Source organism: Bradyrhizobium canariense (genome assembly GCF_018130465.1).
Classification (GTDB): domain Bacteria; phylum Pseudomonadota; class Alphaproteobacteria; order Rhizobiales; family Xanthobacteraceae; genus Bradyrhizobium; species Bradyrhizobium canariense_C.
The window spans coordinates 348,538-362,245 of sequence record NZ_JAFCKJ010000004.1; the positions used below are offsets into that span (position 1 = coordinate 348,538).

Annotated in this window: 11 protein-coding genes; 6 read left to right on the forward strand and 5 right to left on the reverse strand. The window is 63.6% G+C overall.

Annotated features, from left to right (window positions below; genetic code table 11):
- The first annotated feature begins 14 nt into the window (after positions 1 to 14).
- The gene (locus JQ591_RS15005) at positions 15 to 800 is read left to right on the forward strand and encodes a fumarylacetoacetate hydrolase family protein (RefSeq protein ID WP_211396772.1); all 786 of its coding nucleotides are present in this window, start codon (positions 15 to 17) and stop codon (positions 798 to 800) included.
- Between the two features lie 106 nt (positions 801 to 906).
- Here JQ591_RS15005 and JQ591_RS15010 read toward each other — a convergent pair whose 3' ends face one another.
- Positions 907 to 1,362 carry an Lrp/AsnC family transcriptional regulator gene (locus JQ591_RS15010; protein WP_211396773.1) on the reverse strand — a complete coding sequence of 152 codons (456 nt, stop codon included), beginning with the start codon at positions 1,360 to 1,362 and terminating at the stop codon, positions 907 to 909.
- A gap of 152 nt (positions 1,363 to 1,514) precedes the next feature.
- Here JQ591_RS15010 and JQ591_RS15015 point away from each other — a divergent pair, with 152 nt between their 5' ends.
- Both JQ591_RS15015 and iaaH read left to right on the forward strand, forming a co-directional pair.
- Positions 1,515 to 4,964, forward strand: a complete 3,450-nt coding sequence (locus JQ591_RS15015) for an indolepyruvate ferredoxin oxidoreductase family protein (RefSeq protein WP_211396774.1) — start codon at positions 1,515 to 1,517, stop codon at positions 4,962 to 4,964.
- Between the two features lie 75 nt (positions 4,965 to 5,039).
- The gene (gene iaaH / locus JQ591_RS15020; protein ID WP_211396775.1) at positions 5,040 to 6,464 is read left to right on the forward strand and encodes an indoleacetamide hydrolase; all 1,425 of its coding nucleotides are present in this window, start codon (positions 5,040 to 5,042) and stop codon (positions 6,462 to 6,464) included.
- Here the strand turns inward: iaaH and JQ591_RS15025 are convergent.
- Complete coding sequence (locus tag JQ591_RS15025; protein WP_211396776.1) at positions 6,459 to 7,370, reverse strand: LysR family transcriptional regulator; 912 nt, start codon at positions 7,368 to 7,370, stop codon at positions 6,459 to 6,461. The two genes, iaaH and JQ591_RS15025, sit on opposite strands and share 6 nt — an antisense overlap.
- Before the next feature lie 271 nt (positions 7,371 to 7,641).
- On the opposite strand from JQ591_RS15025, the gene JQ591_RS15030 reads away from it, so the two are divergent.
- The 3 genes from JQ591_RS15030 (at position 7,642) to JQ591_RS15040 (ending at position 11,046) form a co-directional block, all read left to right on the forward strand.
- The gene (locus JQ591_RS15030; RefSeq protein ID WP_211396777.1) at positions 7,642 to 8,823 is read left to right on the forward strand and encodes an HlyD family secretion protein; all 1,182 of its coding nucleotides are present in this window, start codon (positions 7,642 to 7,644) and stop codon (positions 8,821 to 8,823) included.
- A gap of 115 nt (positions 8,824 to 8,938) precedes the next feature.
- On the forward strand, positions 8,939 to 10,555 hold the full coding sequence (locus tag JQ591_RS15035) for an MDR family MFS transporter (protein ID WP_211396778.1): 1,617 nt from the start codon (positions 8,939 to 8,941) through the stop codon (positions 10,553 to 10,555).
- Between the two features lie 29 nt (positions 10,556 to 10,584).
- Entirely contained in the window at positions 10,585 to 11,046 is a 462-nt protein-coding gene (locus JQ591_RS15040) for a carboxymuconolactone decarboxylase family protein (RefSeq protein ID WP_211396779.1), read from the forward strand.
- A gap of 159 nt (positions 11,047 to 11,205) precedes the next feature.
- Here JQ591_RS15040 and JQ591_RS15045 read toward each other — a convergent pair whose 3' ends face one another.
- The 3 genes from JQ591_RS15045 to JQ591_RS15055 form a co-directional block, all read right to left on the reverse strand.
- Positions 11,206 to 12,066 carry a D-amino-acid transaminase gene (locus JQ591_RS15045; protein ID WP_211396780.1) on the reverse strand — a complete coding sequence of 287 codons (861 nt, stop codon included), beginning with the start codon at positions 12,064 to 12,066 and terminating at the stop codon, positions 11,206 to 11,208.
- A gap of 206 nt (positions 12,067 to 12,272) precedes the next feature.
- On the reverse strand, positions 12,273 to 13,004 hold the full coding sequence (locus tag JQ591_RS15050) for an amino acid ABC transporter ATP-binding protein (RefSeq protein WP_211396781.1): 732 nt from the start codon (positions 13,002 to 13,004) through the stop codon (positions 12,273 to 12,275).
- 8 nt (positions 13,005 to 13,012) lie between these two features.
- Complete coding sequence (locus JQ591_RS15055) at positions 13,013 to 13,705, reverse strand: amino acid ABC transporter permease (protein WP_211396782.1); 693 nt, start codon at positions 13,703 to 13,705, stop codon at positions 13,013 to 13,015.
- Positions 13,706 to 13,708: the final 3 nt, after the last annotated feature.

Sequence of the window (13,708 nt, forward strand, 5' to 3'; positions counted from 1 at the left end):
AACGGAGACACGGCATGCGCTGGCTGAAGTTCACCGCCGCGGACAAGACGTCCTGGGGAATCGTCGAAGGCGATCAGGTCATCGCGGTCGACGGCGATCCGCTCAGTGAATGGCAACGCACCTCGCGCACGCATCCGCTGTCGCAGGTTAGAATCGAGCTGCCGCTGATTCCGCGCACCTTCTACTGCGTCGGCTTGAACTATCTGAAGCATCTGAAGGAGGCCGCCGACAAGCGCGGCGAGGTGCCGGCCGTGCCGGACAGACCCGAGATCGGCTATCGCGCCCAGAACGCGCTGATCGCCCATGGCGAGGAGGTCGTGATCCCGTCCTTTGCGACGGACAAGATCCACTACGAAGGCGAACTCGTCGTCGTCATCGGCAAGAAGGTCAAGCATCTCACCAAACAGAATGCCATGGATTGCGTCTTCGGCTACACCATCGGCAACGACGTCAGCGAGCGGAGCTGGCAGAAGGCCGACCGCAGCCTGTGGCGCTCGAAGAACGCCGACACGTTCAAGCCGATGGGCCCGTGGATCGAGACCGAGGCCGATCTCGCCAAGATGCAGACGATCGTCCGGGTCAACGGCAAGGAGACCAACCGCTTCCACACCAACGACATGATCTTTGGCGTGGTGCCGTTCCTGGTCGAGCTGACCAAATACTTTACATTATGGCCCGGCGACGTGATCTGGATGGGAACGGATGGCGCCTCGCCGGACATCACGCACGGCGATGTCGTGGAGATCGACATCACCGGCATCGGGACGTTGCGGAACAGGTTCGTGCGGGAGGAGCGATAACTGCCGATGCCGTAGGATGGGTAGAGCGGAGCGAAACCCATCACCTGGTGTCAGATAGACCTTGATGGGTTTCGCTATCGCTCTACCCATCCTACGGAGCCCCCCGTCAAAACGGCAGCGCGACGCCGGTCTTGATCTCCTTCAGCACGACATTGCTTCTCACATAGCGAATGCCGGGAATGCGGAACATGAAGTCGTCGAGGAATCTGTTGTAGGCGGCCATGTCCTGCACAACGACGCGCAAATGGTAATCGGCATCGCCCGTGGTCGCAAAGCACTCCAGCACCTCACGCCGCGTGGTCACCCGCGCGACGAACTCGTCGACGAATTTTGCGTCGTGCCGTTCCAGCGAGACGTGGAGGATCGCGGACATCGCAAAGCCGGCCTGCTCGCGCGCGACCAAGGCCGCATAGCCCTGGATGGCACCGCTCTCCTCCAGCGCGCGCACCCGGCGCCAGCACGCCGAGGTCGACATACCGACCGCGTCGGCGAGCTGCTGGTTGGTGGCGCGGCCGTCCTTCTGAAGATAGGCGAGAATCCGCGCGTCCTGGTCTTCGATCACGGAAATCACCAAAATGGATTATTCAACCTCACTGTAGATCATAACGGATAATTCTACCAGAATAAGCGCAATAATCGGAAAGATAGGTAAGACCTACCAGGTGCCCAGGCCTACCCTTCTGCCATCCGGCAAGGATGCCGGGGGAGGTCCGCATGGACGCCATTTCGTCACTCGACGCCTATGAGCTTTCCGACCGCTACGATCGCGAGGAGGGCCGCGTCTTCCTCACGGGCACGCAGGCCATCGTCCGCATCGCGCTCGACCAGGCGCAGCGCGACCGTGCCGCAGGGCTGAACACGGCGGGCTTCATCTCCGGCTATCGCGGCTCGCCGCTCGGCGGCGTCGATCTCGAACTGTGGCGCATCCAGGAGCGGCTGAAGCGGGACCACATCGAATTCCTTCCCGCAGTGAACGAGGACCTTGCCGCGACGGCCGTGCTCGGCTCGCAACAGGTCGGGACGCAAGCCGACCGCGAGGTCGATGGCGTGTTCGGGCTTTGGTACGGCAAGGGCCCCGGCATCGACCGCTCCGGCGATGCGCTGAAACACGGCAACGCCTACGGCTCCTCACCGCATGGCGGCGTTCTCGTGGTCGCCGGCGACGATCACGGCTGCGTCTCGTCCTCGATGCCGCACCAGTCCGATGTCGCCTTCATGAGCTGGTTCATGCCGACGCTCCACCCCGCAAGCGTCAGTGAGTATCTCGAATTCGGTGAATATGGCTACGCTCTGAGCCGCTTTACCGGCATGTGGGTCGGTTTCAAGGCGATCTCGGAGATCGTGGAATCCGGCGCCTCCGTTGCGCTGCGCCCGCCGCGCGCCTTCCACACGCCCGACTTCACGCCGCCGCCAGGCGGCCTGCACTATCGCTGGCCCGATCTGCCCGGCCCACAGATCGAGGAGCGGCTGGAGGCGAAGAAGCATGCGGTCTACGCCTTCGCAAAGGCCAATCCGATCGATCGTCACATCTACGACATCCCGGGCGCCACCTACGGCATCGTCACCACAGGCAAGGCGCATCTCGATCTGATGGAAGCGCTGCGGTTGATGGGCCTCGACGAAGCGGCCTGCCGCAGCATCGGCATCGACATCTACAAGGTCGGCATGGTCTGGCCGCTGGCGCTGCATGACGCCATGGCGTTCGTGAAGGGCAAGCGCGAGATCCTCGTGGTCGAGGAGAAGCGCGGCATCATCGAGAGCCAGTTCAAGGAATATTTTTACGATTATCCCGGCGCAAAGCCCGAGCGCATGGTCGGAAAGCATGACGAGCGAGGGGCGCGGCTGATCTCCTGGATCGGCGAATTGTCACCGCGTGCTCTGGCGTCCGTGCTGGCGCGACGGCTCGATCCGATGTTCCCGGACCTCAATCTCGCCGCACGCGCAGCCGGCCTGATGCCTGAGGCCGCGCGCACGATCAACGTCAGCGGCGCGACGCGCACACCCTATTTCTGCTCCGGATGCCCGCACAACACATCGACAAAAGTGCCGGAAGGGTCGAAGGCGCTGGCCGGCATCGGCTGTCATTTCATGGCGAGCTGGATGGACCGCGAGACATCGTCGCTGATCCAGATGGGCGGCGAAGGCGTGAACTGGGCGGCCTCGTCTCGCTTCACCGGTAACAAACACGTTTTCCAGAATCTCGGCGAAGGCACCTATTATCATTCGGGCTCGATGGCGATCCGGCAAGCAATCGCGGCCAAAGCCAACATCACCTACAAGATCCTGTTCAACGATGCGGTCGCGATGACCGGTGGCCAACCCGTCGATGGTCCGATCAGCGTCCACGCCATCGCGCATAGCGTCCGCGCCGAGGGCGTCGTGCGCATCGCGCTGGTGTCGGACGATCCAGCGCAATTTTCGCCAGGTGACCTGCCCGTCGGCGTGTCCATCCATCCGCGCGAAGAGATGGACAGTGTGCAGCGCGAGCTGCGCGAAATCTCCGGCGTCTCGGTGCTGATCTATCAGCAGACCTGCGCGACAGAGAAACGGCGTCGCCGCAAGCGCGGACAAATGGCCGCCCCCAAACGCTTCGCCTATATCAACGATCTCGTTTGCGAGGGCTGCGGCGACTGCTCGGTCGAATCCAACTGCCTCAGCGTCGAGCCCAAGGAGACGCCGTTCGGCCGGAAGCGCCGGATCAACCTCTCATCCTGCAACAAGGACTTCTCCTGCCTCAACGGGTTCTGCCCGAGCTTCGTCACCGTTGAGGGCGCGACGCGCCGGAAGAAGGGCGCGAGCCGGATCGACGCGGTCGGCCACGCGGCCACGCTTCCCCTGCCCGCACCCGCAACGCTCGACCGTCCATATGATCTGCTCATCACCGGCGTCGGCGGCACCGGCGTGATCACGGTCGGCGCGCTGATCGGCATGGCGGCGCATCTCGAACAAAACGGTGTCTCGGTGTTGGATTTCACCGGCTTTGCGCAGAAATTCGGGCCGGTGCTGAGCTATATCCGGCTCGCGCCAACTCCCGAGGCGCTGCATCAGGTGCGTATCGACCAGGGCGCGGCCGATGCGCTGATCGGTTGCGACCTCGTCGTCAGTTCCTCGCCAAAGGCATCCGGCACCTATCGGAAAGGCACGCGCGCTGCCGTCAACACCGCGGAGATGCCGACCGGCGACGTCGTCCGCTTCCGCGACGCCGATCTCGCCTCACCCGCCCGCCTGCGCGCGATCGGCCAGGTGATCGGCGACGGCAATCTCGACACCATCAACGCCAACGCACTGGCCGAGCGTCTGCTCGGCGATGCCGTCTATGCCAACATCGTCATGCTGGGCTTTGCCTGGCAGCGCGGGCTGCTGCCGGTCTCGCTGTCGGCGCTGTTGCGCGCGATCGAGCTCAACGGCGTCGCGGTCGAAAGCAACAAGCAGGCTTTCGCCTGGGGCCGGATTGCAGCCGCCGACCCGGACTTCTTGCCGAAGGTGGACGAAGCGCCCAAGGCCGAGACGCTCGACCAGCTGATCGACCGCCGCGCCGACTTCCTCACGGCCTATCAGAACGATGCCTATGCGGCGCGCTATCGAGCACGCGTTGCAAATTTTCGCAATGCGGAAGCCAACCTGAATAGCGAGACGTTGACCGAGGCGGTCGCGCGCGCCCTGTTCAAGCTGATGGCCTACAAGGACGAGTACGAGGTGGCGCGGCTGCACATGCAGGGTGGCTTCCTCGACGCGTTGAAGGGCGAATTCGAGGGCGACTTCAGCATCCGATATCACCTCGCCCCGCCGTTCCTGCCGTCAAGGCACGACGCCCGTGGCCGTCCGCGCAAACGCACCTTCGGGCAGTGGATCCAGACACCGCTTGCCATGCTGGCGCGGTTGAAGGGACTGCGCGGGACACCGTTCGACCCGTTCGGTTACACGGCGGAACGGCGCGCCGAGCGGGAGCTGATCACCTGGTACGATGGCGTCATCGAACGGCTGCTCGGCGGGCTCGACGCGGCGCATCTGCAAAATCTCGTCGCCATTGCCAAAGCGCCGATGGATATCCGCGGCTACGGGCCGGTCAAGGACGCCGCGATCGGGACCGTGAAGGCCGAGGTCGAACGGATGTTCGCCGAGCTCGACGCGCCATCACCTGCAAAGATGCGCGCCTACGGTTGACGGGGCGCCGACGAGGCTTCAGCCTCCGGAGCTGAGGGGCGCCCTGATGGCGCTCCTGCAATGAGGTGACGCATCATGGATTTCGACCAGTTGACCCTGACCCAGGCCGCGGCCGACCTCCGCGCCGGAAAAATCACGAGCACCACGCTCACGACGGAAGCTCTTGCCCGCGCCAAGGCCAACGCCGATCTGAATGCCTTCGCCACCCTGGACGAGGTCGGCGCCCTGAAGGCCGCGGCAGCATTCGACGTGAACGACAACAAGGACAAGCCGCTCGGCGGCATTCCCATCGTGATCAAGGACAATATCGAGGTCGCGAGGCTTCCCTGTAGCGCAGGAACGCCAGCGCTGAAGCAGTACGTTCCGAAGGCCGACGCGCCGGTGGTCGCAAAGCTGCGCGCGGCGGGCGCGGTCATCATCGGCAAGACCAGCATGCACGAGCTTGCCTTCGGCATCTCCGGCTACAACACCGCGTTCAAGTCCGGCGCGGAGTTCGGCGTGCGCAACGCCTATGACCGCGCCCTGATCGCTGGCGGCTCTTCCTCCGGAACGGGCGCCGCGATCGGTGCGCGGATCGTCGCAGGCGGGCTCGGCACCGACACCGGCGGATCGGTCAGGGTCCCCGCCGCACTGAATGGATGTGCCTCACTACGCCCGACGGTCGGACGCTATCCGCAGGCTGGCATCGCGCCGATCTCGCACACCCGCGACACCGCGGGCCCGATGGCCGCGACCTTGACGGATGTCGAACTGCTCGACCGCGTCATTGCAGGTGGCGAAGCCGTTCAGCCGGCTGATCCGAAGCAGATACGAATCGGCATCGTGAGGTCGATGCTGATCAATCTCGATACCGACACCGATGCCGCCTTCCAGGCGGCGGTGGCGAAAGTGAAGGCGCAGGGCGTCACGGTGGTGGAGATCGAAATGCCGCAATTGGCCGAACTCAACGGCCAGGTCGGCTTTCCCGTCGCGCTGTACGAGGCCTATGACGACATGGTGGCCTATCTCGCGCACACCGGCACCGGCATCAGCATCGAAGCACTGGCGCAGGAAATCGCGAGCCCCGACGTCAAGGGCACCTATGACGGCCTCGTGATCCCGCGCAAACTGCCTGGTCCCGACAATACGCTGGTCGATGCCGAACCGATCTATGACGCTGCCATCAGGACCGCGCGTCCCGCCCTGCAGGCGCTCTACAGCAGGACCTTTGCGGACAATCGGCTCGACGCCATCGCCTTTCCGACCACGCCGCGCGTGGCGATTACTTCCAATCCCGACTCCAGCAGCCTCGAAAATTTCGGCCTGTTCATCCAGAACACCGATCCCGGCAGCAATGCCGGAATTCCCGGAATCCAGATCCCGATTGCGCTCGGCGCGGTCAGCAAACTTCCGGTCGGGCTTGAGCTGGATGGCCCCGCGGGCAGCGATCGCCGCCTGCTTGCGGTCGGCATGGCACTTGAAAAAGTGTTCGGGCGGCTGCCGGCGCCACCCCGATCATGAATAGGGATTGATCAGCTTCTGCTGCTCGGCGCTGTGATGCACGAGCATGTCGATGAAGGTCCTGACCTTCGCCGACAGATGATGCCGGTGCGGGTAGACCGCGTTCATCGACATTTCGACGGGACGATATTCGGGCAGAAGGCGAACGAGGTGACCGGCTTCGAGATCGTCCTGGACGAGAAAGCCCGCCATCAGGCAGACGGCCGCGCCCTCCAGCGCCACCTTCCGCAAGGCCTCACCGCTGTTGGTGATGAAGCTGCCGGAGATGCGCACCGATGCCGGCGTGCCCTTGCGATCGAAGAAACGCCAATCGTCGCCGAACGGATAGTTCAAGTGACGAGCGCAATTGTGCGCGGTGAGCTCATCGAGCTTCTGCACACGACCGTGCCTTTCGAGATAGTCGTGCGAGCAGCACAGCACGTGGCGCCAGGTGGCGAGGCTGCGGACGATCAGGCTCGAATCCGGCGGCGCGGTCATGCGCAGGGCGACGTCATAGCCTTCTTCGATGAGGTCGATGTCGGCTTCGCCCATGCGCAGATCGATCTTGAGCTCCGGATAGATCGACAGGAGCTTCGCCACCACGGGCGCAACGAACGGCACCATGTGCGTGGCGACGTGGATCCGTAGCGTGCCGCGGGGCACCGACTGCAAATCGCTCGCGATATCGTCGGCCTGCTCGATATCGGCGAGTATCTGGATGCAGCGGTCGTAATAGGCCTTGCCGATCTCGGTGAGGTTGACCTTGCGCGTGGTGCGCTGAAGCAGCCTCACCCCGAGCCGGTCTTCCAGCGCCTGAACGTGATTGCTCACCATGGTGGTCGACATGTTGAGCTTGCGGGCTGCTGCAGAGAAGCCGCCGGTCTCGACCACCCGGCTGAAGACTTCGAGGCTGGTCAATCGGTCCATGCCGACTGATTATCCGCTCTTGGTCGATAATCGCAAGGAATTCCCTCGGATTATCCATCAGATCATCTCGCGGCATGGCGGATGCGTTAGCCGCAATCCCTCGACAGACGCGGCAATCGCTCTGGGGCAGTCGCGCATCCAGCTCGGTAGACCATAGGTCCAAGGTGAGATCCGGACTATCCACTCTCAGCGGATAATCCTTCCGGTATTTTGCCGATTATCGATCGACCGAGGAAGACCGATAGTCTCAGCCAGCCGACAGGAGACTGCCATGTCCGAGATGCCCCGCACCGAAAACTTCCAGCAAGCGACTGAAATAACTCAAGCTTCCCCCACGGCGCCGGTGCGTGGCCCGGCCAGGAATATCGTCCGGAGGGCGGCGTTGGTGCTTGCGCTCCTCGCGAGCACGGCAGCGATTGTCTATTGGGGACACGACTACTGGGTCAACGGCCGTTACCTCGAGACAACCGACGACGCCTATGTGAAGGCCGACTCCACGATCATCGCGCCAAAGGTCTCGGGTTACATCGCGAAAGTGCTGGTCAGTGACAACGAAAAGGTCAAAGCGGGACAGGTGCTGGCGAAGATCGACGACCGCGACTTCAAGGCGGCGCTCGACCAGGCCCGCGCCGATGTCGCTGCGGCGGAAGCGTCGGTGCGCAACCTCGACGCCCAGCTCGCACTCCAGCAGCCGATCATCGAGCAGAGCACGGCCGATGTCACCGCTGCGGACGCAAATCTGAAATTCGCGCAGGAGGAGCGCGCCCGCTACGACGACCTGATGAAGTCGGGCTCCGGCACGATTCAGCGCGCACAACAGACCGACGCTGCGTTGCGCGCCAGCAACGCGCAACTGCAACATGCCAAGTCGGGCCTCGTGGCCGCGCAACGCAAGGTCGACGTGCTTACCACCCAGCGCGCGCAGGCCACAGCCCAGCTCCAACACGCGCGCGCGGTCGCGGAGCAGGCGACGCTGAATCTCTCCTACACCGAGATTGCCGCGCCTGTCGACGGCACGGTCGGCGCCCGCTCGCTGCGCGTGGGACAGTTCGTGCAGGCCGGCACGCAATTGATGGCGGTGGTGCCACTCGATGCGGTCTATGTGGTGGCGAATTTCAAGGAAACGCAGCTGACCCATGTCCGCGCCGGTCAGCCGGTCGAGCTGCACGTCGACAGTTTCCGCAACCAGACCCTGCGCGGCCATGTCGACAGCCTGTCGCCGGCGAGCGGCCTCGAATTCGCACTGCTGCCGCCCGACAATGCCACCGGCAATTTCACCAAGATCGTGCAGCGCGTGCCGGTGAAGATCGTGCTCGACGACCACCGCCTGACCGGGCTGCTGCGCCCCGGCATGTCGGCGGAGCCGACAGTCGACACCAAGGCGACCGTGCTGGCCGAGCGCGAAACGGCCAAGCGCCTCGCCGACAATGCGACGCGACCCAACGGAGGTTAAAGGCCAGCTCCGGCAGCATCATCAAGCCCTGCCGGACGATCTTTGCCACGCTTCCTCGATTATCGAAACCATCCGCCCGATGCATCCTGTCTCCGTATCCGAGACGAGGCCCTTCATGAGCACGCTCCAACCCGCCCTGAACGCCGCTTCGGTCACCAGCATGCCTGCTCCGGCCGCAGCCGCCACACCCGCGGTTTCGACCAAGACCTGGATTGCCGTGATCGGCGCGACGCTCGGCGCCTTCATGGCGGTGCTGAACATCCAGATCGTCAATGCCTCGCTCGCCGACATCCAGGGCGCGATCGGCGCCGGCATCGACGACGGCGGCTGGATCTCGACCTCCTATCTGATCGCGGAGATCGTGGTGATCCCGCTCTCGGGCTGGCTGGCGCAGGTGTTCTCGATCCGAATCTATCTCCTCACCAACGCGGTCCTGTTCCTGGTCCTGTCGGCCGCCTGTGCCTTGGCGCAGGACCTGCCGCAGATGATCGTGCTGCGGGCGGTGCAGGGTTTTACCGGCGGCGTGCTGATCCCGATGGCGTTCACACTCATCATCACATTGCTGCCGCGCGGAAAGCAGCCGGTCGGCCTTGCGCTGTTCGCGCTGTCTGCGACGTTCGCGCCCGCGATCGGTCCGACCATCGGCGGCTATCTCACCGAGAATTTTGGCTGGCAGTACATCTTCTACGTCAACGTCGTCCCTGGCGCGGTCATGGTCGGCATGCTCTGGTACGCGCTCGATGCAAAGCCGATGAAGCTTGCGCTGCTGCGCGACGGTGACTGGGCCGGCATCATCACCATGGCGATCGGACTATCGGCGCTGCAGACCGTGCTCGAGGAAGGCAACAAGGACGACTGGTTCGGCTCGCCCTTCATCGTCAAGCTGTCTGTCATCGCGGCCGTGGCGCTGACCGCCTTCCTGATCATCGAGCTCACGGTGAAGAAGCCGCTCCTGAACCTGCGTCTGCTGGTCCGCCGCAATTTCGGCTTCGGCATGCTCGCGAACTTCCTGCTGGGAATCGCGCTCTACGGCTCGGTGTTCATCCTGCCGCAATATCTGGCCCGCATCCAGGGCTACAATGCCGAGCAGATCGGCATGGTGCTGGCCTGGACCGGCCTGCCGCAGCTCCTGCTGATCCCGCTGGTGCCGCGCCTGATGCAGAAGCTCGATGCGCGGCTCATCATCGGCGTCGGCTTCGTCCTGTTCGCGGCCTCCAACTTCATGAACATCTACATGACCGGCAACTATGCCGCCGATCAACTGCTCTGGCCCAATGTGGTTCGTGCGATCGGCCAGGCGCTGGTGATGGCGCCGCTGTCTGCGGTGGCGACCTCAGGCATCGAACCGGAGAACGCGGGCTCGGCCTCCGGCCTGTTCAACATGATGCGCAATCTCGGTGGCGCCGTCGGCATCGCGCTGTTGCAGACCCTGCTGACCAAGCGCGAGCAGTATCACTCCAACGTGCTGATGCAGTCGGTCTCGCTGTTCGAGCAGGCGACGCGGACGCGGCTGGAACAGCTCACTCAATACTTCGTCAATCACGGCGTCCTCGACCGTGCGGACGCGTCGCATCGCGGCTATGTTGCGATCGGCCATATCGTGCAGAAGCAGGCCTACATCCTCGCCTTCAGCGACACCTTCTATCTGCTCGGCGTGGCACTGATCGTCGCGCTGATCGCCACCCTCTTCCTGAAGAAGGCCGGCCATGCCTCGGCTGGCGGCGCCCACTGACATCAACCCAGCAAGCAAGGAGAACGACCATGAAACCCCGCATGAATTTCTACCAGGCCGCACCCGAGACGATGAAGGCGCTGATGGCGCTGGAAGAGCAGATCCAGTCGACGGGCCTTGAGAAATCGCTGATCGAGCTCGTCAAGATCCGCGCGTCGCAGATCAACGGCTGTGCCTTCTGCATCAACATGCACACCGAGGACGCCCGCAAGCGCGGCGAGACCGAGCAGCGCATCTATCTGCTCAATGCCTGGCGCGAATCCCCGCTCTACACCGACCGCGAGCGCGCCGCGCTGGCCTGGACCGAATCAGTGACGCTGATCTCCAAGACGCACGCGCCGGACGACGTCTACGAGCAGGTCCGCGCACAATTCTCCGATGCGGAGACGGTGAACCTGACCATGCTGATCGGCGCCATCAATGCCTGGAACCGGCTCGCGATCGCGTTCCGTGCGGTTCACCCGGTGAAGGTGAAGGCGTCGGTGGCGTGAGGTGCTGATGCATGAGGCCAAACTGCCTCCATACATTCGACTGTCATGCCCCGGCTTGACCGGGGCATCCAGTACGCCGCAGCTTCTCGAGTCAAGCACTCCCGTCACGGAGTAATGGATCGCCCGGTCAAGCCGGGCGATCACGGCGAGGCCTGCTTTCTAAACCGCCGTCGCCTTGGCGAACTCCACGTAGATCTCGCGCAGCCGCGTCGCCATCGGGCCAGGCTTGCCATCGCCGACCTTCTTGCCGTCGATCGCAACCACCGGCTGGACGAACAGCGACGCCGAGGTGGCAAAGGCTTCCTTGGCGGCGAGCGCCTCGGCGACCGTGAAGGAACGCTCCTCGACGCGGAGCTGACGCTCTTCCGCCAGCGCCACCACCGCCTTGCGCGTGCAGCCCGGCAGGATCGCGTTGGAGTTCCTGCGGGTCACGATGACGTCGTCCTGAGTCAGGATGAACGCCGAGGACGAACCGCCTTCGGTGACGTAGCCGTCCTCCAGCATCCAGGCTTCGCCCGCACCGGCTTCGGCCGCGGCCTGTTTCGCCAGCACTTGCGCGAGCAGTGCCACGCTCTTGATGTCGCGCCGCTCCCAGCGGATGTCAGGCACGGTGATCACATTGATGCCGGTCTTGGCCGAGGCGGCGTTGATGATGTCCTTCTCCGACGTGAACATCACCAGGCTCGACTTGACGTCGCCCTTGGGGAAGGCGAAGTCGCGACCCTTGTCGGCGCCACGGGTGACCTGGAGATAGACGAGGCCGCTCTCGACCTTGTTGCGCGCGATCAGCTCCTTCTGGAGCTCGGTGATGCGCTCGACCGTCTCGGGCAGCTTCAGCTGGATCTCGCCGACCGAGCGCTCCAGCCGCGTCAGATGCGAGGCATTGTCGACCAGCTTGCCGTCGAGCACGGCGGAGACCTCGTAGATGCCGTCGGCAAACAGGAAGCCGCGATCGAGGACCGAAATTTTGGCGTCCGAAAGCGGGACGAATGAGCCGTTGACATAGGCGATCGAGTCCAAGGCAGGTCTCCTGGCGGGAAGAGAGATTTGGTGCGGTTATACGGGATTTGGCGACGCCCTGAAACCCTCAACCGTCATTCCGGGGCGGCGCGAAGCGGCGAACTATGATGCGCAATCGCGCATCAGAGAATCCATTTCACCTCATGTACAGCCGCCCGATGACTTCCGGGCCAGCGCCTTCGGCGCATCCCGGAATGACGAGAGAATTAATGCGACAGGATCTTCGACAGGAATTTCTGCGCGCGGTCGCTGCGGGGCTTGCCGAAGAAATCGTCCTTCGGAGCGTCCTCGACGATCTCGCCGCGGTCCATGAAGATGACGCGGTTGGCGACCTTGCGGGCAAAACCCATCTCGTGGGTGACGACCATCATGGTCATGCCCTCATGGGCGAGGTCCACCATGACGTCGAGCACCTCGCTCACCATTTCGGGGTCGAGCGCCGAGGTCGGCTCGTCGAACAGCATGACAATGGGGTCCATCGCGAGCGCGCGGGCGATCGCCACCCGTTGCTGCTGGCCACCGGACAGGTTGGCGGGAAACTTTTGCGCCTGTTCCTTCAGGCCGACGCGCTCGAGCAGCTGCATGCCTTTCGCCATCGCCTTGTCGCGCGACCGGTCGAGCACCTTCTGCTGTGCGAGGCAGAGATTGTCGATGATCTTCAGATGCGGAAACAGCTCGAAGTGCTGAAACACCATACCGACCCGCGAGCGCAGCTTCGGCAGATTGGTCCTGGGATCGTTGACCTTGGTGCCATCGACGCTGATGTCGCCTTTCTGGAACGGCTCCAGCGCGTTGACGCATTTGATCAGCGTCGACTTGCCCGATCCTGACGGACCGCAGACCACGACCACCTCGCCCTTGGTGACGCTGGTGGTGCAGTCGGTCAGCACCTGGAAGCTCGGGCTATACCATTTGTCGACGTGGCTGATCTCGATCATGACAAACTCTATCGAATGATGGCGATGCGGGCCTGGAGGCGGCGAACGCCGAAGGACGCGACACAGGAGATGGTGAAGTAGACGATTGCAGCGAACAGGTACATCTCGACCAGGCGACCGTCGCGCTGCGCGACCTTGCTCGCAGCACCGAGGAAATCCGTAATCGACAGCACGTAGACCAGCGATGTGTCCTGGAACAGCACGATGGTCTGCGTGATCAGCACCGGCAGCATGTTGCGGAAGGCCTGCGGCAGCACGACGTAGCGCATGGTCTGGGCGTAGGTCAGGCCGAGCGCGTTGGCTGCGGCCGGCTGGCCGCGCGAGATCGACTGGATGCCGGCACGCATGATCTCGGAGAAGTACGCGGCCTCGAACATGATGAAGGTGATGAGCGAGGACGCAAACGCGCCGACGCTGATCGGGCGCGACGCGCCGGTTACCCACTGCCCGATATAGGGCACCAGGAAGTAGAACCAGAAGATCACCAGCACCAGCGGCAGCGAGCGCATGAAGTCGACATAGACGCCGGCGATGCGGCCCAGGATCTTGAAGCCCGAGAGCCGCATCAGCGCGATTGCCGTGCCGAAGATCAGGCCGCCGAGCGCGGAGAGTGCCGTCAATGTCACCGTGAACGTCATGCCCTCGTAGAAAAGATAAGGCAGCGAGCGACGGACGACCTCGAAATCGAAATTGCTGAACATGGT

Bases quoted from the DNA above. Each gene is read 5' to 3' on its own strand.
- JQ591_RS15005 (WP_211396772.1), top strand. From the start codon at position 15: ATGCGCTGGCTGAAGTTCACCGCCGCGGACAAGACGTCCTGGGGAATC.
- JQ591_RS15015 (WP_211396774.1), top strand. From the start codon at position 1,515: ATGGACGCCATTTCGTCACTCGACGCCTATGAGCTTTCCGACCGCTAC.
- iaaH (WP_211396775.1), top strand. From the start codon at position 5,040: ATGGATTTCGACCAGTTGACCCTGACCCAGGCCGCGGCCGACCTCCGC.
- JQ591_RS15025 (WP_211396776.1), bottom strand. From the start codon at position 7,370: ATGGACCGATTGACCAGCCTCGAAGTCTTCAGCCGGGTGGTCGAGACC.
- JQ591_RS15030 (WP_211396777.1), top strand. From the start codon at position 7,642: ATGTCCGAGATGCCCCGCACCGAAAACTTCCAGCAAGCGACTGAAATA.
- JQ591_RS15035 (WP_211396778.1), top strand. From the start codon at position 8,939: ATGAGCACGCTCCAACCCGCCCTGAACGCCGCTTCGGTCACCAGCATG.
- JQ591_RS15040 (WP_211396779.1), top strand. From the start codon at position 10,585: ATGAAACCCCGCATGAATTTCTACCAGGCCGCACCCGAGACGATGAAG.
- JQ591_RS15050 (WP_211396781.1), bottom strand. From the start codon at position 13,004: ATGATCGAGATCAGCCACGTCGACAAATGGTATAGCCCGAGCTTCCAG.
- JQ591_RS15055 (WP_211396782.1), bottom strand. From the start codon at position 13,705: ATGTTCAGCAATTTCGATTTCGAGGTCGTCCGTCGCTCGCTGCCTTAT.